Source organism: Nostoc sp. (genome assembly GCF_036917135.1).
Lineage (GTDB): Bacteria > Cyanobacteriota > Cyanobacteriia > Cyanobacteriales > Nostocaceae > Nostoc.
In genome coordinates this window covers 69,594-88,400 of sequence record NZ_JBALEA010000046.1, presented here as the reverse complement: position 1 = coordinate 88,400, position 18,807 = coordinate 69,594, and the positions used below count along the sequence as shown (strand labels likewise).

Annotated in this window: 14 protein-coding genes; 6 read left to right on the top strand and 8 right to left on the bottom strand. The window is 42.3% G+C overall.

What is annotated here, in order from left to right; genetic code table 11:
• The first annotated feature begins 7 nt into the window (after positions 1-7).
• The 6 genes from rimM (at position 8) to V7K50_RS14230 (ending at position 9,111) form a co-directional block, all read left to right on the top strand.
• The gene (gene rimM / locus V7K50_RS14255) at positions 8-718 is read left to right on the top strand and encodes a ribosome maturation factor RimM (protein WP_334960995.1); all 711 of its coding nucleotides are present in this window, start codon (positions 8-10) and stop codon (positions 716-718) included.
• A 287-nt stretch (positions 719-1,005) separates the two neighbouring features.
• Positions 1,006-3,387, top strand: a complete 2,382-nt coding sequence (locus tag V7K50_RS14250) for a phosphoketolase family protein (RefSeq protein ID WP_334960993.1) — start codon at positions 1,006-1,008, stop codon at positions 3,385-3,387.
• A gap of 181 nt (positions 3,388-3,568) precedes the next feature.
• On the top strand, positions 3,569-3,808 hold the full coding sequence (locus V7K50_RS14245) for a hypothetical protein (RefSeq protein ID WP_334960992.1): 240 nt from the start codon (positions 3,569-3,571) through the stop codon (positions 3,806-3,808).
• 473 nt (positions 3,809-4,281) lie between these two features.
• Positions 4,282-5,979, top strand: coding sequence for a DUF1565 domain-containing protein (locus V7K50_RS14240; RefSeq protein WP_334960990.1), 1,698 nt, complete (start codon positions 4,282-4,284; stop codon positions 5,977-5,979).
• 445 nt (positions 5,980-6,424) lie between these two features.
• Positions 6,425-8,536, top strand: a complete 2,112-nt coding sequence (gene argZ / locus V7K50_RS14235) for a bifunctional arginine dihydrolase/ornithine cyclodeaminase (protein ID WP_334960988.1) — start codon at positions 6,425-6,427, stop codon at positions 8,534-8,536.
• Between the two features lie 41 nt (positions 8,537-8,577).
• Positions 8,578-9,111, top strand: a complete 534-nt coding sequence (locus V7K50_RS14230) for a DUF2085 domain-containing protein (protein WP_334960986.1) — start codon at positions 8,578-8,580, stop codon at positions 9,109-9,111.
• Between the two features lie 122 nt (positions 9,112-9,233).
• Here V7K50_RS14230 and V7K50_RS14225 read toward each other — a convergent pair whose 3' ends face one another.
• From V7K50_RS14225 to V7K50_RS14190, 8 genes are all read right to left on the bottom strand, one after another.
• The gene (locus V7K50_RS14225) at positions 9,234-9,611 is read right to left on the bottom strand and encodes a type II toxin-antitoxin system VapC family toxin (protein ID WP_334960984.1); all 378 of its coding nucleotides are present in this window, start codon (positions 9,609-9,611) and stop codon (positions 9,234-9,236) included.
• Positions 9,601-9,825, bottom strand: coding sequence for a hypothetical protein (locus V7K50_RS14220; RefSeq protein WP_334960982.1), 225 nt, complete (start codon positions 9,823-9,825; stop codon positions 9,601-9,603). Before V7K50_RS14220 ends, V7K50_RS14225 begins: the two co-directional genes overlap by 11 nt.
• Before the next feature lie 138 nt (positions 9,826-9,963).
• Entirely contained in the window at positions 9,964-11,205 is a 1,242-nt protein-coding gene (locus V7K50_RS14215) for a glycosyltransferase (RefSeq protein WP_334960980.1), read from the bottom strand.
• Positions 11,206-11,281: 76 nt separating this feature from the next.
• Positions 11,282-12,541, bottom strand: a complete 1,260-nt coding sequence (locus V7K50_RS14210; RefSeq protein WP_334960978.1) for a glycosyltransferase — start codon at positions 12,539-12,541, stop codon at positions 11,282-11,284.
• A 282-nt stretch (positions 12,542-12,823) separates the two neighbouring features.
• Positions 12,824-13,291 carry a DUF2141 domain-containing protein gene (locus tag V7K50_RS14205; protein WP_334960976.1) on the bottom strand — a complete coding sequence of 156 codons (468 nt, stop codon included), beginning with the start codon at positions 13,289-13,291 and terminating at the stop codon, positions 12,824-12,826.
• A gap of 31 nt (positions 13,292-13,322) precedes the next feature.
• The gene (locus V7K50_RS14200; RefSeq protein WP_334960974.1) at positions 13,323-14,327 is read right to left on the bottom strand and encodes an NAD-dependent epimerase/dehydratase family protein; all 1,005 of its coding nucleotides are present in this window, start codon (positions 14,325-14,327) and stop codon (positions 13,323-13,325) included.
• 186 nt (positions 14,328-14,513) lie between these two features.
• Positions 14,514-15,692, bottom strand: coding sequence for an ABC transporter permease DevC (devC, locus tag V7K50_RS14195; protein WP_334961011.1), 1,179 nt, complete (start codon positions 15,690-15,692; stop codon positions 14,514-14,516).
• Between the two features lie 60 nt (positions 15,693-15,752).
• Positions 15,753-16,961 carry an ABC exporter membrane fusion protein gene (locus V7K50_RS14190; RefSeq protein WP_334960972.1) on the bottom strand — a complete coding sequence of 403 codons (1,209 nt, stop codon included), beginning with the start codon at positions 16,959-16,961 and terminating at the stop codon, positions 15,753-15,755.
• Positions 16,962-18,807: the final 1,846 nt, after the last annotated feature.

Sequence of the window (18,807 nt, the reverse complement as noted above, 5' to 3'; positions counted from 1 at the left end):
AATGGAAATGAAACACGAAGAAGCTAACAAAGAGATTGGAAGCACAGAAGCAGAGGGGCACAGAAGCAGAGGGGCGCAGAAGCAGAGGGGCAAAAGAGTAGAAGGAAATTCAAAAACTAAAAATGCCCAATCCCCAATCCCCAATCCCCAATCCCCAATCCCCAGTCTTGATAATTGGCTAGAAATTGGTAAAATTGTTTCCCCTCAAGGATTGTCGGGAGAATTACGGGTTTATCCTGTATCAGACTTTCCCGAAAGATTTGAGGTGCCGGGAAAACGTTGGTTGTTGCGTTCTGGTGACACGGAACCACAACCAATGGAATTATTGACAGGACGTTATATCAGTAACAAAAACTTGTATGTGATTAAATTAGCTGGTGTGGAAAATTGCGATCAGGCGGAGGCGTTGCGCGGTTGTACGTTAATGGTGCCAGCTAGCGATCGCCCCCAATTAGGCGAAGATGAATATCATGTCCTCGATTTGATTGGCTTGGAAGTCTTCATGCAAGCATCTGGCGAACTCGTGGGTACGGTGGTAGACATTATCCCCGCCGGCAATGATTTGTTAGAAGTCAAGTTGCATGAATCATTTACTACTGACAAAAAGCAAAAGACTGTTTTGATTCCATTTGTGGAAGCGATCGCCCCAGTAGTAGACTTGAAATCTAATCGCATTGAAATCACGCCACCGCCTGGGTTATTGGAAATTAATAATTAGGTTATTTCTTGATCTGCCTCTAGCTAGTTTTGCTGTACTGGATAGTTGAAGGAAAAGCAAAGCTTGAAGCATGAGAAAATTAGAGTACATAGTTTATTTATCTGATTATCTCTCTCAACTTCAACAAGAGGACGCAGTTTGATGCGAGGAGATGTTTATTTAGCTGATTTGAATCCGAGTCGAAGGCTGGAAAAATTTATCATGGATAGATGGCAATAATTTTGAAACCAAGTATAATTGCTTACTGAATGAGTTCGCCAACATCCTTTTGTAATGGAGTGTCGAAAATGACATTAGCAACGACTCCACAAACAAAGCCTTTAACAGATGAAGAATTACGTAAGATAAACGCCTACTGGCGTGCAGCTAACTATCTTTCCGTTGGGCAAATATATCTACTCGACAATCCGCTACTAAGAGAACCCCTAAAGCTGGAACACGTCAAACCCAGACTTTTGGGGCATTGGGGAACAACGCCAGGGCTGAACTTTATCTATGTTCACCTGAATCGGCTCATTAAAAAATATGACCTAAACACAATCTACATTGCTGGCCCGGGTCATGGAGGCCCTGGACTGGTAGCCAACACTTATCTAGAAGGCACTTACACCGAATATTACCACAACATCTCTCAGGATGCTGAGGGAATGAAGAAACTTTTTAAACAGTTCTCTTTTCCCGGTGGTATTCCCAGCCACGTTGCACCCGAAACCCCTGGTTCGATCCACGAAGGCGGGGAATTAGGTTATGCCCTCGTCCACGCTTTCGGCGCTGCCTTTGATAACCCTGACTTAATCGTTGCTGCTGTTGTCGGTGACGGTGAAGCCGAAACAGGTGCTTTAGCAACTAGCTGGCATTCCAACAAGTTTCTTAACCCTGTTCGTGATGGTGCTGTACTGCCGATTCTGCACCTAAATGGGTATAAAATTGCTAACCCAACGACATTGGCACGGATTAGCCATGATGAGTTGGAGAGTTTATTTGTAGGCTACGGCTACAAACCATACTTTGTTGAAGGTGACGATCCCGCAGATGTTCACCAGCAGATGGCGGCGACTCTAGAAACAGCGATCGCCGAAATTCAAAGTATCCAAAGGGAAGCTCGTGTACATGGTTTCACTGAACGTCCTCAGTGGCCGATGATTGTCATGCGAACCCCCAAAGGTTGGACAGGGCCTAAAGAAGTGGATGGTAAAAAAACCGAGGGTTCTTGGCGATCGCATCAAGTTCCCTTTGGCAACATCGCCAAACAGCCAGACCACCTGAGACTCCTAGAAGATTGGATGAAGAGTTACAAACCAGAAGAACTCTTCGACGCTAACGGCACACTGATTCCCGAACTAGCAGAACTAGCCCCCAAAAAGCATCGACGCATGGGTGACAATCCCCACGCTAACGGCGGTATTCTGCTGTGCGACCTGAAAATGCCCGATTTTCAAGACTATGCTGTAGATGTTGCTGAACCAGGGAAGGCGATCGCAGAAGCTACCAAAGTTACTGGCAAATTCCTGCGGGATATCATGCGACTTAACCAAGAAAGTCGCAATTTCCGCGTCTTCGCCCCCGACGAATTAGCATCGAATCGCTTAGACCCTGTGTTAGAAGTTACAGACCGGGTTTGGGAAGCGGAGATTTACCCCGAAGATGACCACCTTTCCCCCGATGGTCGGGTGATGGAAGTTCTCAGCGAAACTTCTTGCCAAGGATGGTTAGAAGGCTACCTCCTCACAGGTCGTCACGGATTCTTCACTTGTTACGAGGCATTCATCCACATCATTGATTCGATGTTCAACCAACACGCCAAATGGTTGAAAACCACCAGACATATTCCTTGGCGTAGACCGATCGCTTCCCTCAATTACTTACTTACCTCTCACGTTTGGCGACAAGATCATAACGGCTTCTCTCACCAAGATCCCGGTTTTATCGACCATGTACTTAACAAAAAAGCCGAGATTGTTCGCGTCTATTTGCCCCCCGATGCCAATACTCTGCTGTCGGTAACAGACCATTGTCTCAAAAGCCGCAACTATGTTAACGTCATCATTGCTGGAAAACAGCCAGCATTGCAATATCTCAACATAGATGCAGCCATTAAGCACTGCACCAAAGGCATCGGCATTTGGGAATGGGCAAGCAACGACGAAGGCGGCGATCCAGATGTAGTGCTGGCTTGTGCTGGGGATGTTCCCACCTTAGAAACTTTGGCGGCTGTAGACATCCTGCGCCAGCATTTCGCAGATTTAAAAGTGCGGGTAGTGAACGTAGTTGATTTGATGACACTTCAGCCAAAAAGCGAACATCCCCACGGTTTGAGTGAAAAAGATTTTGATACAATTTTCACCACCGACAAACCCGTTCTCTTTGCCTTTCATGGCTATCCCTGGCTGATTCATCGCCTAACCTACCGCCACACTAATCATCAAAACATCCATGTGCGTGGCTACAAGGAAGAGGGAACTACCACCACCCCCTTTGATATGGTTGTTCTCAACGATTTAGATCGCTTCCATTTAGTAATTGATGTAATCGATCGCGTCCCCAAACTAGGATCTAAGGCTGCTTATGTCAAACAGCAGATGCAAGATAAGCTGATTGAACACAAGCACTACGTTCAGAAATACGGCGACGATGTGCTGGAAATTCGTGATTGGAAGTGGCCTTATTAAAAGGAGATGAGGGGAAAGAGGCAGAGGAGAAACTCTTCTCCCTGCTTCTCCCTTTTTATAACTTACGCAGAAGAGATTCTCTAACTCACTTAAAAAGTGGGTCTTATTGATAAGAAGATAGTATTTAGGCGAAACTAGAGATGGTGACAAAAAAAGTCAACCCATGCTCGGATGATTAAAAATGAAATCAGCACACGAAAGAGAACAGTTAATTAAAGATATTAACGTACTGCTAACTCAAGCTGATGACAGTACTTTAGATGAAATTCACGCACTCTTGAAAAGAATCGATCATGTAGACGACGAAGAAGATTTAAAAGCCATTAAAGAGGCTAGGGAAGATATACGCATTAATGGTACTGTGTCTTGGGATGAAATTCAAAACGAAATAAGAAATGACATAAACAAGAATGTTGCGTGAGTTACGAAATTAAATTTTAGAAGGGTGCAAAAAAGCAGTTTAGGAAACTACCTCTAGACGTACAAGAACGCATACAAACTAAATAAAATCAACGACTATTCTCGACTAGAGGACTCATATTTGATTATTGAAATATACGTAGGGTGCGTTAGCCTTTGGCGTAACGCACCACCTTCAAGTTTTGGGTGCGTTAGGCTACGCCATAACACAACGCCAGTCCGCTCAAGTCGGGAAACCCGCCCATGCGGCTGGCTCCCCTACATACTACTTAGATTTTTTCAGAAATCAAATCATATTCCTATATATTACCAAAGCTACAGAAAATACAGTGATTTGAAAAGCAAGCAAAACACCTAAGTAAGCGGAAATAAATCAAATATAGTGAGAAGTACTTTAAGTTACTTAATGCACCAAACACTACCCATTTCCACGGTTAGCGCTAGGATAGCTATGTATTTTATTAAAGTATAAATATGGCTCAAACTTTTTACGTAAATCCAGTATCAGGCAGTAATACCAACACTGGTAGCCAACAAGCCCCGTTTAAAACTATTACGCAAGCCCTCAAGGTAGCTACTGTTGATACCAAGATTCAATTAGCTGATGGTAATTACAATGCTGCTAGCGGTGAAGTCTTTCCCCTAACGATTCCATCTGGTGTGACAGTGGTGGGGAATGAAACCAACAAAGGTAATGGTATTTTGATTGAAGGAAGTGGTAACTACCTGAGCCGTACTTTTGCTGGTCAAAATGTCACATTTGTGCTGCTGGACAAAGCCGAACTTCGAGGAGTGACTGTAACAAATTTAGCTAGCCGTGGTAGTGGTGTTTGGATTGAATCAACTGCCCCTACTGTTGCTAATAGCACCTTCACCAACTGTAAACGGGAAGGAGTATTTACAACAGGCGAGGCTAATCCAGTGATTCTTAGTAATGTCTTCAGTCAGAATGCAGCGAATGGAATTGCGATCGCTAAAAATTCTAAAGGTCAAATTGAAAATAACACCTGCTCCAAAACAGGTTTTGGCATTGCTATTAGTGATACTGCATCACCCACCCTTCGAGATAACAGAATTTCTGAAAACCGCTCTGGGATTGTCATCTCTGGTACTGCTCGTCCCGTATTACGTAATAATGTCAGTGAGAATAACACTGACGATGGTATAACAGTTATTGGAACTGCTCTACCGGATATCGGTAGTACCAATAATCCAGGAGGCAATACTCTACGCAATAACGGTAAATTTGATTTGCAAAATGCCAGCTCCAATAAGCTGGTTTCTCTAGGAAATAAAATAGATGCGTCTAAAGTCACCGGAAACGTAGAGTTTGCAGATAGTTCGGTTGCAACAACTCCAACACCTACAACTCCAACGCCTACAACTCCAACACCTACAACTCCAACGCCTACAACTCCAACACCTACAACTCCAACACCTACAACTCCAACACCTACAACTCCAACACCTACAACTCCAACGCCTACAACTCCAACGCCTACAACTCCAACGCCTACAACTCCAACACCTACAACTCCAACGCCTACAACTCCAACGCCTACAACTCCAACGCCTACAACTCCAACGCCTACAATCGAATTAACCGATATTAGTAATCATTGGGCAGGTGGGTTTATTCGGGAATTAGTCAAATTGGGGATAGTTAATGGTTTTCCCGATCGCACATTTAAACCCGATGCAACGATGACACGGGCACAATATGCGGCATTACTAGTAAAAGCTTTCAACCCATCGCCAAATCGTGCAGCAAGCAAATTCAAAGATGTACCCGCAGATTTTTGGGCATCTAAGGTAATTCAGCAGGCATATCAAGGTTTATTTCTCTCTGGTTTTCCCGACAATACCTTTGGCCCAAACAAAAATATCCAGCGCGTGCAGGTGATTGTCTCCCTGGTAAATGGACTGGGGTTATCTAGTGATGGTACGGCAACTATCCAAGTTTTCGATGACCAAGCCAAGATTCCTGAATATGCCAAAGATGAGGTAGTAAAAGCTATAAACAAGGAAATTATCGTCAATCACCCAAATCTGAAACAACTTAATCCTACCCGCGATGCTACACGCGGTGAAGTAGCGGCGATTGTATATCAAGCTTTGGTAGATGCTGGGCGAGTAGCGGCGATCAACTCGCCTTATATAGTAACTGCTTGATAGCTACGGTGTATACACAAGTCTTTTAGAGTTGCCCCACAGCTTTAGATCCCCCCTAACCCACGCCAGTCGCTCTACTTGGGGAGACCCCAAGACCGCGCTGGCTCCCCTTAAAAAAGGGGGGGACTAGAATCAAAGTCCCCCTTTATAAGGGGGATTTAGGGGGATCTCCAACAATTTTGGTTTTGTACAGAGATGTGTATACACCGTAGCCTTCTAGGAGAGAGAAATAGAAGAGAGGTTTTCCAGATGCCGTGAAAAGTTAGGAGAGCGATCGCTATCAATATTTTTACTTATTGCCATCTTCCAGTAATAAAATTAATAACGAAGACTTTGTAAAGTCTATCAAAAGATAGAAGCTCCACTAGCAGATTTTACCTGTAAAAAAAACAAAAATCTGTATTCAAAGTAAGCTTGTAGCATATAAAACCCTTGTAAGATTTTTATGACTTCCCGGATTCGCTTTTTAATGTGCCCTCCTGACCACTACGATGTAGATTATGTGATTAATCCTTGGATGGAAGGGAATATTCACAAATCATCGCGCGATCGCGCCGTGGAACAGTGGCAAGGACTACACCAAATCCTCAAACAACACGCCATTGTAGATTTAGTACCACCTGAAAAAGGCTGGCCTGATTTGGTTTTTACTGCCAATGCTGGCTTAGTACTAGGCGATAACGTCGTCCTCAGTCGCTTTTTGCACAAAGAACGTCAGGGAGAAGAGCCTTTCTTCAAACAATGGTTTGAGGCAAATGGTTATACAGTCAATGAACTACCCAAAGATTTACCCTTTGAGGGCGCAGGAGACGCACTGCTAGATCGGGAAGGGCGCTGGTTATGGGCGGGATACGGTTTTCGCTCAGAATTAGATTCTCACCCTTATCTAGCTAAATGGCTGGATATTGAGGTGCTATCCCTACGATTAATAGACGAACGTTTCTATCACCTGGATACTTGCTTTTGTCCCCTAACAAATGGGTATTTGCTGTACTATCCCGGTGCTTTTGATTCTTATTCCAACCGCTTAATTGAAATGCGAGTCGCACCAGAAAAGCGAATCGCCATTGCTGAAGCCGATGCAGTCAACTTCGCTTGTAATACGGTGAATGTGGATAGCATCGTCATTATGAACAAAGCGAGTGATGCTTTGAAAACCCGCCTTGGAGATGCAGGTTTCCAAGTGCTGGAAACACCTTTGACGGAATTTCTCAAAGCTGGTGGTGCAGCTAAATGCTTAACTTTGCGGGTGACAGAACCAGTTAGGGATGAAATTCATGCCAATGTCTCGGTAGAAAGCCGCGTCATTCGCATGGAAGGACATTTGCTAGATGCTGGTTTAATTAACCGCGCTTTGGATTTGATTATAGACGCTGGGGGAAGTTTCCAAGTCCTAAATTTCAACTTGGGAGAACAGCGCCAAAGTACCTCAGCCGCAGAGGTGAAGGTATCAGCACCATCTCATGAGGTGATGGAAGAAATCATCTCAATGTTGATTGATTTGGGTGCTGTAGATTTACCCCATGATGAGCGAGATGCCAAACTGGAGCCGGTAATTCAAGATGGCGTTGCGCCTGATGATTTCTACGTCAGTACCATTTATCCCACGGAAGTCCGAATTAATGGTCAGTGGGTAAAGGTGGAAAATCAACGGATGGATGGCGCGATCGCGATTACTCAAACTGCCACCGGTTTCGTTGCTAGGTGTAAAATATTACGCGATTTAGAAGTTGGCGAACAGGTAATTGTAGACGTTTTAGGTATCCGCACCATCCGCAAAACTGAATCGCGCGAACTCCGCAGCACCCAAGAATTCAGCTTTATGTCGGCGGGCGTTTCCAGCGAGCGGCGTGTGGAAATAGTCGTTGAGCAAGTGGCTTGGGAATTGCGTAAAATCCGCGATGCTGGTGGTAAAGTAGTTGTCACGGCTGGCCCAGTAGTGATTCATACTGGTGGCGGCGAACACTTGGCGCAACTGGTTCGAGAAGGATATGTACAGGCGTTGCTGGGTGGAAATGCGATCGCAGTTCACGACATCGAGCAAAATATCATGGGCACTTCCTTGGGTGTAGATATGAAGCGGGGTGTCGCCGTCCGTGGTGGACACCGCCATCACCTCAAGGTAATTAATAGTATCCGCCGTTATGGTAGCATTCCCAAAGCTGTGGAAGCGGGGGCAATAAAAAGTGGCGTGATGTATGAGTGTGTCCACAATAATATACCTTTTGTGCTTGCTGGTTCAATTCGGGATGACGGACCTTTGCCTGATACCCAAATGAATTTGATTCAAGCACAAGAAGAATATGCCAAACACTTAGAAGGCGCAGAGATGATTTTGATGCTGTCATCAATGCTGCATTCCATTGGCGTGGGCAATATGACCCCGGCTGGTGTGAAAATGGTGTGTGTGGATATTAATCCAGCTGTGGTGACTAAGTTAAGCGATCGCGGTTCTGTAGAATCGGTGGGTGTGGTGACTGATGTGGGTTTGTTTCTCAGTCTGTTGATTCAGCAGTTAGATAAGTTGACAAGTCCTTATGTGAATAAGGTAGGTTAAGAGACGAACCGCAGAGGCGCAGAGGGCGCAGAGAAGGGGAGATGACAAGAGTAGCTTTGAGTGAAGAGTTGCAGGTTAATTGGGTGAGTTTGATTGCTGATTTCTTGTTGGCGGGGATGGTTTTTGGCCCGCCACTGGCTCCCTTTCTGGCTGCGTCTGGGGTGTGGTTGCTTCCTGGGATTGCGGACATCATTTATTTCATGGGTAATCATGTGTGTCCGCAGCCAAATATGGGGTTAGATTTAGCACCACCGTTTATTATGGCTGTGTGTATGCGCTGCTATGGTACTGTAACGGGTTTGCTGATTACTCGTCTGCTGTATGGGCTAACTGGTGGTAAGGGATTTTATTGGTTAAGTCAGTATGGCTGGAGTGGTGTGGCTTTATCTAGTGTGCTGATGATGGCTTATCCTTTGGAATTAGCAGCACAAGTTTTTGGTTTGTGGAATTTTAATAACTATGTAGTTACGCCTTTTGGGTTAATTACAGGTTTGGCGTGGGGATTGTTTACTATGCCGATTTTGCATGGGTGGCGGGTTGCCAGCCGATGCATTAATAATCAGGTTTCAGCATAACTTTTGCGTAGGCGTAGCCCGCACTTCTCTACGAGACGCTGCGCGAACGGCTGCGCTCAGTGACCGTCGTAGACATCGCTTAGTCAGCATTGCCTAAATTGGTGGTTTGACAGCAGCGATCGCTACCAGCCAATAACTGTTAATATTGACACTTTCGCAAATTCCCGATCCGCCGTTACTAGGTTTGCAGTTGCCTGAAGCGCCATCGCTGCAATGATTGTGTCGGGTAGTTTCAGCCGATATTGCTGACGAAGTTGGATGATTTGCTCAATTAACACCGTATCACCAGCCATGAGACTAACAACTTCGACTCGTTGGATAAATTGCTCAAAAAGTTGGCGATCTCCCTGACTCAACCCCGAAAAAGCTAGAAATTCAATTTTACTAATAATTGAAATCCCGAGCCAATCAGCATTTTGTAAAAGTTGCAGCAGTTTTGAATTACCTTGTAGGAGTGCTACGATCGCATTTGTATCCAACAAGTAGCGACTACCATTCATCCCGCAGCACCTTTTGCATCGCTAATGCATCTCCCTCCCAGACCAATTTCCCTGCAAGATCGGAAAAATCATAATCAGGTTTTTGTGTTCTGTCTGATGCAACCGGATTCAGAACAACCACAATATTTACCTGCCCAGGCGCTAACTGTGTTGGGATATCAAGATGCAAAAGCCCCGACGCATCAACAATTGTCGTAAGTTGAAAAACTTCCATTGTGATCCCAGCTGTTGAACTCTGGTTTCATTTTAATGTGATCGCACCCTTAAACTAACAGTCTTGGTCAAACTCAAAGTCACTAATTAGCGATCGCTAGCATCTACACTACTAGCGATCTTATCTAGCCTCTACCTTCTATGATCCTTCAAGGATTTGGTAGAGTTTTTGTTCAAATTTTTGCATACATGCCGACCAATCAAAGTCAAGTATAGAGGGGCGAGCCTGCCGAGTCATCTCTGCTTTCAATTCGGGATTTGCCAGAATTGCAATTACCTTTTCGGCAAAATCTTTGGGATTGTTAGGTTGGGCAAGGAAGCCATTACTACCAGGAAATACCTGTTCTGAGGTTGAAGGTGCAACAACGGCAACTACAGGGGTTCCAGACGCTAACGCCTCGTTATTTGTAGTGCAGAAGTTCTCGGTGACAGAGGGGTTGACAAAAACATCCGCTCTCGCAAACCAACCTAAAAGTTCTGTACCGTGAGACTCACCCCAGATAGTAATACCCGATCCAAACTTTTTAGCACGCTGACGGATCTCTTCATCCAGGGGACCACTACCAACAATCACCAGATGGACATCAGGAATTTTGGCCGCTATCACCGGAAATATATCAAGCAGCTGGTTGACATTCTTTTCGGGGGTGATGCGGCCGACAAACAAAAGAGTCGGTCGGTTGTCGTTAGGAATTGGGTTGTAATTGATGTTTCGCGGGTGAAATTTTTCGCAATCAATGCCTTGATAAGGGACATATTCAGCGCGTTGGCATTTCAGTTCTTTGTATTTAGTGAGTTGTTCTTTAGAAGAGAAGTAATTAAAGTCATAAGACTCACTAAATTGCTTAACTAAAGCGGGAATAATGGGACGAACTAAGTTGAAGAATCTATCCCCAAAGTAATATTTGATATAGGCAACGATATCTGTATGGAAGAGTGATATTATTGGTGTGCCTGTTCGTCTGGCGTATTTAGTGCCAATTGGACGACCATAACCTTGCAAGAAAAATGAGTATAAACCTCTCATTTGTGCGGCTTCTTCAACCACAATAATATCAGGCTTAAACTTCTCCAGCAACTTGGTATCGCTCCAATGTCGATAGTGCAATGGTTGAGGAAGAGATTTATAGAATAGGAGTGGTTGTGTAGGGAATGCGTAAGCAGAGAAATTGGGAAAAGACTGAATTTCATTGAGTCCCGGCATGGGGCGATCGCCAACATTTTTCGGGTAGCGATCGTTGATTTGCGGATGGATTAGAAAAACCTCATGTCCTTGCTCTAGCAACCAACGAACCCGTTGATGTACTGCAACAGAAACTCCAGTTAAAAAAGGAGCGTACAAACCTGTAAACAGTGCAATGCGAAGTTTTTGCTTAGTCATATAAAAAGGGAATATTTTACTAAAATACTGGTTTTGAATTTAGGATTTAGGCAGAAAATATTTCATTAGGAATTATTCAAAGAGAAACCTTACTATCAATAGGCTGATCCAACCATTGATAAGGGCGATATTCCACTAACCGGACATTCCAAGGCCCTTGAACTCGATAGCTGACACCGCGCCAGGTGACTTTTGAAACCCACAGTGACGATAGCATCGCTAACCCATAAACCCATTGTGTTAGCGGAATCGCAATGAACATTTTGAAGATTGTCGCAATTGATAATTTGGCGATCGCTTGGTCATTAGAGCGAACCATTCGCTGGATCTCTAATTCCAACACCAGCATGATCAACAGTAAGGCGGCTGTATAGACTGTATAGCAGCCTAACAAGAGAGCCGCAGCAGCCCATTTGGCCTCAAACAACCACTCTAGAACTAACATGATCACTGTAGTTGGAAACAAAATGCTAGAAACAGCTTCACTAACTAAAGCTAACCAACGTGGGTGATAAAGTCGAGAACAAAGGATAAGACGTTTGAGATATTCTATTAAGCTGAATAAATCAGTCTCTTCACGATTTACTATCAGTAGCGAAGGCACAAACTTGACCTGCAACCCATGTTTTTTGAGGATGTCGTGCATCATAAAATCTTCGCCTAAAGCTTGTCCCCACTTATCTAGGAGTTCTGTTTGGCGAAGCACTTCTGTTTTCACAGCCAAAGTCCCACCCCAAGGAATCTGGAAGATAAACATTTGCACTACTGTAGATACATTGCCGGCGTAGCGCACTAAAGATCCCCAATACTTACCTGTAGGTACGTACCAACGATTACCCGTTGTCGCCCCGACTTTCGCATCTCCAAGAGGACTGACTAATTCTCGCAGCCAATTCACATGGACTATAGTATCAGCATCTACTAAAGCAACCACCTTGTAAGAATCATCCAACTCACGGATAGCTTGGACTAGAGAACTGCATTTGAGACTACAATTGTTGCGTACTACTCTCAAAGGGCTGATTTGAACGTTAGTAGCTTCTTGCTCTGTGATGGTTTCACTGGCAATTTTCCAGGCGGGATCTTCGTGACTATCAACGATCAACTTTAAATCATACTGTGGATAGTTTTGATTTAGGAGCGATCGCAAACATCGAGGCAAAAACGGATCAGCTCCGCGTAGGCAAAGAATCACTGCTGTTTTGGGCAATTGGTCATCTGGTAATAAGTTTTTTTTTGATGACCGCAGATACCATATAAAGACAAGCGTAAAACACACCTGAATAACCAACCAACCCATCAAAGACTTAGACAGAAATATTGCCAAATCTTCCATTAAATTTTTAATCTCCAACAGAATAATGGATTGGGGACTGGGGACTTGTACTGAGTTTCGACTACGCTCAACTACCGCGTTCGCGTAGCGTCTCGTAGAGAAGCCGAAGTATTGGGGATTAGGGATTGGGAATCAGAAATATAGCAAGGGACTTGGAGGTTAGGACATTAACTGATGATAAAACCTATATACAAGAAGACTTTCAACCCAGTCCCCAGCGATGCACTGAGCTTGTCGTTGGCGCAGCCTCTCCAAGAGTTGTGTCCCCAGTCCCCACTCCCTTTAGGAATCAAGGGAATATTTAATGATGATATTGACTGTTGTATCTTTGTTCACTACAAAACTGGCATCACGAAACTTTGGTGAACCTGTTTGTATAGACACAATTGGATTTTTGGAAATTCCAAAACCTTCTTTGGGAATACCGAAAAAGTCTTTATTGAGTTTGCGATCGCCATTCTGATCGTCAACCACGGCGACAGCATAAGTTCCAGGCTTCAAACCGGAGAATTCTTTTTTTACAGAAGTGCCACTAATCTTAACGCAGCCACTTTGAGATCCACTAGAATTACTCATCGGAAATCCTTGTTCACTAGCGTAAACTCGGAAGCAAATTTCACCTTTTTGGTGGTGTATTCCATTGACCACAACAGTAAGTTTTTCAGTCGGCTGGGCATTCACTGTTTTAGCAAAGCTGATGCTCATTAAAGCAGCAAGCAAAACATGAGATAATTGAGATAGTTTCAGCATAGTTTTGTAATGATCAAGAGGTAACTTTGGACTATTTGACCAACTTTTGAATATCAGTTTTTTGCAGCCATTCATTTGTTCGCTGCATTCCAGATTCTAGGTCAATTGTTGGTTTGTAATTTAACAGATTTTGTGCTTTGACAATTGAACAAGCATAAGGACGAGTCATAAAATCTATAGACTCTGGCAGAATATCGACTTTTTGCCGAAAAAGTTTTTGTCCTTGAACACGTAGCTTTAGAAACAACTTGATTTCATCTTTAGGTAATGAAAGAGGTGCTGATAAACCTTCCATTGCTGCTAAATGCAAGAAATACTCTTTCCAAGAAGTTTCTTGTCCGTCGGTGATATTAAATATTTCACCGTAGGCTTCTTTTTCTATCGCTAGAAAAATACCATCAATCAGGTTATCAATATATACATGATTCATCACTCCTTTACCATCGTTGGCATAAGCAAATAATTTTTGACGCATCATCAGAATTGGTCTGACTATCCAGGGAATACTACCAGGGCCGTAAACATCTCCGGCTCTAATAATGATGATGCCAAAATCTGAGGGATTATTCAGTTGTAAGAGTGCTGTTTCTGCTTCTATTTTCGTTTGACAGTAGGGATTATTTTCCCCAGAGAGTGGCCCGGATTCTGTAACACCATTAGGATAGTTGAAACCGTAAACCATCACACTGGATAGATGCACAAATGTTTTCACTCCAGCCTGTTTAGCAGCTTTAGCTATATTGACAGTACCGCCAACATTGACATCACGAAAATGGTTAATGGAACCAGCTTCTTCGGCAACTTGCTCTGTGTGTAAAACGATATCTACTCCCTGACAAGCCTTTTGAGCAATAGTAGAATCGGTAATACTGCCAATAATTACATCAACACCTAAATTATGTAATTGTTTGTTCTTTTCTGTAGAACTTTGTAGTCCACGAACTTTCATTCCCTGCGCTATTGCTAACTCGGCTGCACGTAAACCGACAAGTTGATCAATCCCGGTAATTAGGAGGGTTTTGTTGTTGAGGTTCATATATTAAGGGGTATACCAATTTTGGATTTTGGATTACAACAAAAGCGTGATGGTTTGTAGTAAGCACTTTAATGCTTAAAATACAAGGACTGAAGTCCTTACTACAAACTTGATTAAACTTTACATAAGAGACTGTGGCAGAATTTTGCCTAGATTTAACAAGCTTTTCTGAGGAAGTTATCTTGCTTAGAAAATATCTCCCGGATCTGCGGAGCGGAGTTTGTTAATAGCAAGCGCACCGGAAGTTATACACATTAAAACTGTTGAGATTAATACAATTAATGCATTATTAGTGGTCATAACTATTGGTAATTTAGTTGCGTCTTCTGCAAAAGCATATAACAATACAGAAGTCATAAATCCGGGGATATAACCTAAAATTGCCAAAATTAAAGCTTGCTGAAATACCACATTCAACAAATATCTATTGGCATAACCTATGGCTTTTAAAGTTGCGTAAGCAACAAACTGTGTAGCAATGTTGCTGTAAAGAATTTGATAGACAATGACAACACCCACAACCGCAGCCATTGTCAACATTAAGTTAAGGATAAAACCAATGGGTGTTCTGACAGCCCAATATTTTTTCTCAAAATCAATGAAGCCTTGGTGTGTAAAAACTTGGACATCTTTAGGCAAACTTGCTTGCAAATTTTTCAGTACTGTTTCGGCATTAGTACCAGGTTTGAGGGAAATCAAGCCGATATCTATCATATCTGCTGGACGACTATTAGGATTTATCCTCAAAAAAGTTGAGTCACTGACAAGTAAATTACCGTCTACCCCAAAGGAAGGCCCTAAGCTGAATAAACCTCCAATTCTCACTCTATAGCCAATTAATGAATTGAAGGGAAATATTTCAATTGTCTGTCCAATATTTCCCGCATTAAATTTTTCAGCTATTGGCCCAAACTCTGGGCGAGAACTCTGGTCAAAAAGTACGACATCGGGAATTTTCAGTTTATCTAAATTCTTCTCAACCTCTGGGATATTGATTACAGGTCTACCTGGATCGAAACCAATAACGTATATTGAATATTTCTCACCAGTTGCCGGATTTTTAAGTTTGGCAAATTGCAAATACATGGGGCTAACTGACTCTATGCCATCAAACCCCATAGATTGATATAAACGAGTCCGCGAAAAGCTTTGATTTGAGGTCAAAGATTTATATTGCGAACTTACTAAAAATAAATCTCCCTTGAGGTTCTGATGCAGTGCGGTTGCACTGGAATAGAGGGCATCTTGAAAACCAAGTTGCACAAACATTAGCAGCACAATAAAACCAATCCCGGCTACAGCTACTAGTAAACGAACTTTTTGCTGGGCTAGCTGTAGCCATGCTAAAGGAATTTTGAAAATCATGGATTTATTTGTCATTTGTCATTTGTCATTTGTCATTGGTCATTTGTAAATGACCAATGATTAAATATGAATGGCGACATCCACTTGTAGGTTAGTTAAACGAGCTACTCGCTTACTATCTGTGGGCTTATCAATAGAGATTTTTACCTCAATTATTTTGCGGTCTGTATCTGAACCCGGGTTAAGGCTGAAGATATTTTGCTTGTCAACTTGCCAACCAATCTCTTTGACAGTTCCTTGTAATGTTCCAGTAAATGCAGTGCTGGTAATGATAGCTTTTTGTCCTAGACGCACTTTTTGAACATCGGTTTGATACACCTCTGCAATCACATACATTTGAGATGTCTTACCTATATCAGCAAATCCTTTGTTAGTGCTGATTACTTCTCCAGTTTTGGCATGAATTTTTAAAATTTTGCCATCTATGGGAGATTTGATGTAACTTAAATCTAAATCAGCTTTTGCTTGTTGAACAGAAGTTGTAGCACTGTTGACTTCGGTTTGTGCCACCTTAACGTCTACACTACGCACTTCACTAATACTGGTGAGTTGCGCTTGTGCTTGTTTGCGTTGTTCTTGGAATGTGTCTTGAGTCCGCTTGAGGGTGGCTTGAGCTTCTGTTAGTTGCTGTTGTGTAGTCTTTAGTTGCAAAGCTTTGGTATCTGCGACGGAAGCTGCGATCGCACCTTGTTTGTATAATTGCTGATAGCGATTGTTCTCGGCTTGAGCGTTGTCTACTTCCGCCTGGATGCGGTCAATTGCCGCCTGTTGGGTGGCAACGTCTCCTTTATATTGTGGCTCTAACCGGGCGATGGCAGCCTTTTGAGCATCGATATCTCCGGTTTTAGCTCCAGATTTCACCTGCGCTAATTTAGCTTTGGCAACTTGCAATTGGTCTATAGCCTGTTGCAATGCGCTTTTAGAACGATCATAATTTTCTAGATACGCCAATAATTGCCCTGCTTTAATTGCATCTCCTTCTTTGACTAACAGTTTTTCTACACGTACACCGTTGTTGGAAGTAGGAGCAGTCAAAGTAGTAACTTCGCCTTCTGGCTCCAAACGTCCCAAGGCAGTTACAGCAACTTTTGCAGGTGTGGCAGCTTTTGGAGGATTTACTGGCGCTGTCACAACTTTCGGTTTAGACCAAAAAGGTACCAAACTATAAAAAGCTATTAATCCAGCCGCTAAAGTCAGAGAAGCTGCTAAAATTAATTGCGATCGGCCTACGGGTTTTGTGAATAATCGGCTTTCTTTATTTAGTGCCATATTTTCATTCCAATTCTGCTTTTTTAGGAGATAGCCTGGTTATATTTAGTCGATTAGAATAGACTCATCCGCAAATTACCAAGAGGCTTTTCCTCAAGTTTTTCTACCTTAATCAAGTGGATGGGTCTAAATTGGTTTTATATGAATTGTTGTACGCTTTTACCGCCCAAACTTATTATTGTGGCGTGAAAAATAATGGCGTGTTACTTCAAAGCTTCCTAAGTTATATCCTAAATTGACATCTAATCCCGTAGCGTAAAATACAATAGCGCTAACCAGAAAACTTAACTCTCAAGAACAACGAAGCGCTAATAAAAATAAACTCATAATTTGGATAAACTTGGTTTTAATTATGGCGTAAAAGTTGAATTTTGTCAATCGTTTTAATTCGCATCAATCCTGATTCTCTCACTAAAATATTTGTTTGCAGTCAGATTAGAGACTGAATATTTTACTCGCCACTAATCTTTCATCTGCCAATTGAATACCAATAGATTGTTAGTTATTAAGCAGATTTGATATTAGTAACAGATTATTATTAGCAAGGTTGTGTATTATAAGACATTCTGATCGCGGTTTCCGGTGCATTAGACGTAGAAACCCAACAGATATAGCGGTTCTCGTTCACGTGAGGTACACCCGTAGGGGCAATTCATGAATTGCCCCTACTGAACTGACCCAGAAATGTTTATTATGCAACATACTAAAAATTAACATTTGCTTTATAAATAACCGCCTGGCTTTTTAACTTAACTTATATTGAAAAATAACCAACAACTTTGACTCAATTATGATGTTTATCTGAGAAAGAATACTTATGGTTATTCAATTTATCTATGTAGACAACAGATTTATACTGTTAATTTCATCAAGAGAATATTTATGTCTAACCCGTAGATAAGAAAATCTCTCACACATTTATATAGTTATAAATTATACTTTTCTACTGGATTTTATTCAAAATTCACATCAGTAATAGTATAGGTTATTTATAAAATAACTTTAAAGGAATGATTTAGTTTCTGTAAAGTGTGTTAGTGTTTTTATTAATTCAATGCTTTAAAGTGGTTAGACAAACTAGTTATTTAATTGAGATTTTGAAATTAAAAATAACTAAAGATAACTGCTTTATCATCACCTGATGATCGTTTAATTACTTTTCTAACTTGCATAAACTCGGATTAAAGGTGGTGTCTTTTCTGTAACGAACTTGTCAACTTTCCTGGGTCAAATCCCATAAAATATGTTATCCCGGACGTTGAAACTAGTTATGACATTTATCAAGATACAGAACGTTGTGATTAATAGCAGCAACATAGCTGCTATTAAGCCAGATAATCAAACTGTGTCGGTTGAAAAAAGCGTTTCTGCTCTATAGTGCTTCTCTGTTGACTACAATACAGACCTAACCCCCAGCCCCTTCCCTACTAGCGTTGGGGAGTAAGATTCAAAGCGTCTCTCCTTTTAGGAGAGACGCTTGGAGAGAGATCAAAACTGTAATGCACCCAAGCGAGAACCGCTATATTAGCTACTCGTGAGTTTTCCTCGCTCCAGTAAAATACCATTGCTCAAAACATTTTAGATTTTAGATTTTTTTGGTTCGTCCTGCACTCATTGTAGGTGAAACAAATCTAAAAGACGCTTAAGACTCGCTAATGCAAATCTAAAATCCCAAATTGATTGACACCACAATATCAATAGTCTAGCGTTGTGTAACATTTTTTTGCGATGTCTACGACGGGCTACGCCTACGCAGTGTGCCAAAATCGCCTATAAATCTAAGGCTTTCTCAAGGCAGTATGTGTCGTGTGGTGTCGATTTGGAGAAAAGCATTTAGCTTGCAAGA

What these genes read in the sequence shown, in the direction of transcription:
- rimM (WP_334960995.1), top strand. Translation starts at nt 8, where the DNA reads ATGAAACACGAAGAAGCTAACAAAGAGATTGGAAGCACAGAAGCAGAG.
- V7K50_RS14250 (WP_334960993.1), top strand. Translation starts at nt 1,006, where the DNA reads ATGACATTAGCAACGACTCCACAAACAAAGCCTTTAACAGATGAAGAA.
- V7K50_RS14245 (WP_334960992.1), top strand. Translation starts at nt 3,569, where the DNA reads ATGAAATCAGCACACGAAAGAGAACAGTTAATTAAAGATATTAACGTA.
- V7K50_RS14240 (WP_334960990.1), top strand. Translation starts at nt 4,282, where the DNA reads ATGGCTCAAACTTTTTACGTAAATCCAGTATCAGGCAGTAATACCAAC.
- argZ (WP_334960988.1), top strand. Translation starts at nt 6,425, where the DNA reads ATGACTTCCCGGATTCGCTTTTTAATGTGCCCTCCTGACCACTACGAT.
- V7K50_RS14230 (WP_334960986.1), top strand. Translation starts at nt 8,578, where the DNA reads ATGACAAGAGTAGCTTTGAGTGAAGAGTTGCAGGTTAATTGGGTGAGT.
- V7K50_RS14225 (WP_334960984.1), bottom strand. Translation starts at nt 9,611, where the DNA reads ATGAATGGTAGTCGCTACTTGTTGGATACAAATGCGATCGTAGCACTC.
- V7K50_RS14220 (WP_334960982.1), bottom strand. Translation starts at nt 9,825, where the DNA reads ATGGAAGTTTTTCAACTTACGACAATTGTTGATGCGTCGGGGCTTTTG.
- V7K50_RS14215 (WP_334960980.1), bottom strand. Translation starts at nt 11,205, where the DNA reads ATGACTAAGCAAAAACTTCGCATTGCACTGTTTACAGGTTTGTACGCT.
- V7K50_RS14210 (WP_334960978.1), bottom strand. Translation starts at nt 12,541, where the DNA reads ATGGAAGATTTGGCAATATTTCTGTCTAAGTCTTTGATGGGTTGGTTG.
- V7K50_RS14205 (WP_334960976.1), bottom strand. Translation starts at nt 13,291, where the DNA reads ATGCTGAAACTATCTCAATTATCTCATGTTTTGCTTGCTGCTTTAATG.
- V7K50_RS14200 (WP_334960974.1), bottom strand. Translation starts at nt 14,327, where the DNA reads ATGAACCTCAACAACAAAACCCTCCTAATTACCGGGATTGATCAACTT.
- devC (WP_334961011.1), bottom strand. Translation starts at nt 15,692, where the DNA reads ATGATTTTCAAAATTCCTTTAGCATGGCTACAGCTAGCCCAGCAAAAA.
- V7K50_RS14190 (WP_334960972.1), bottom strand. Translation starts at nt 16,961, where the DNA reads ATGGCACTAAATAAAGAAAGCCGATTATTCACAAAACCCGTAGGCCGA.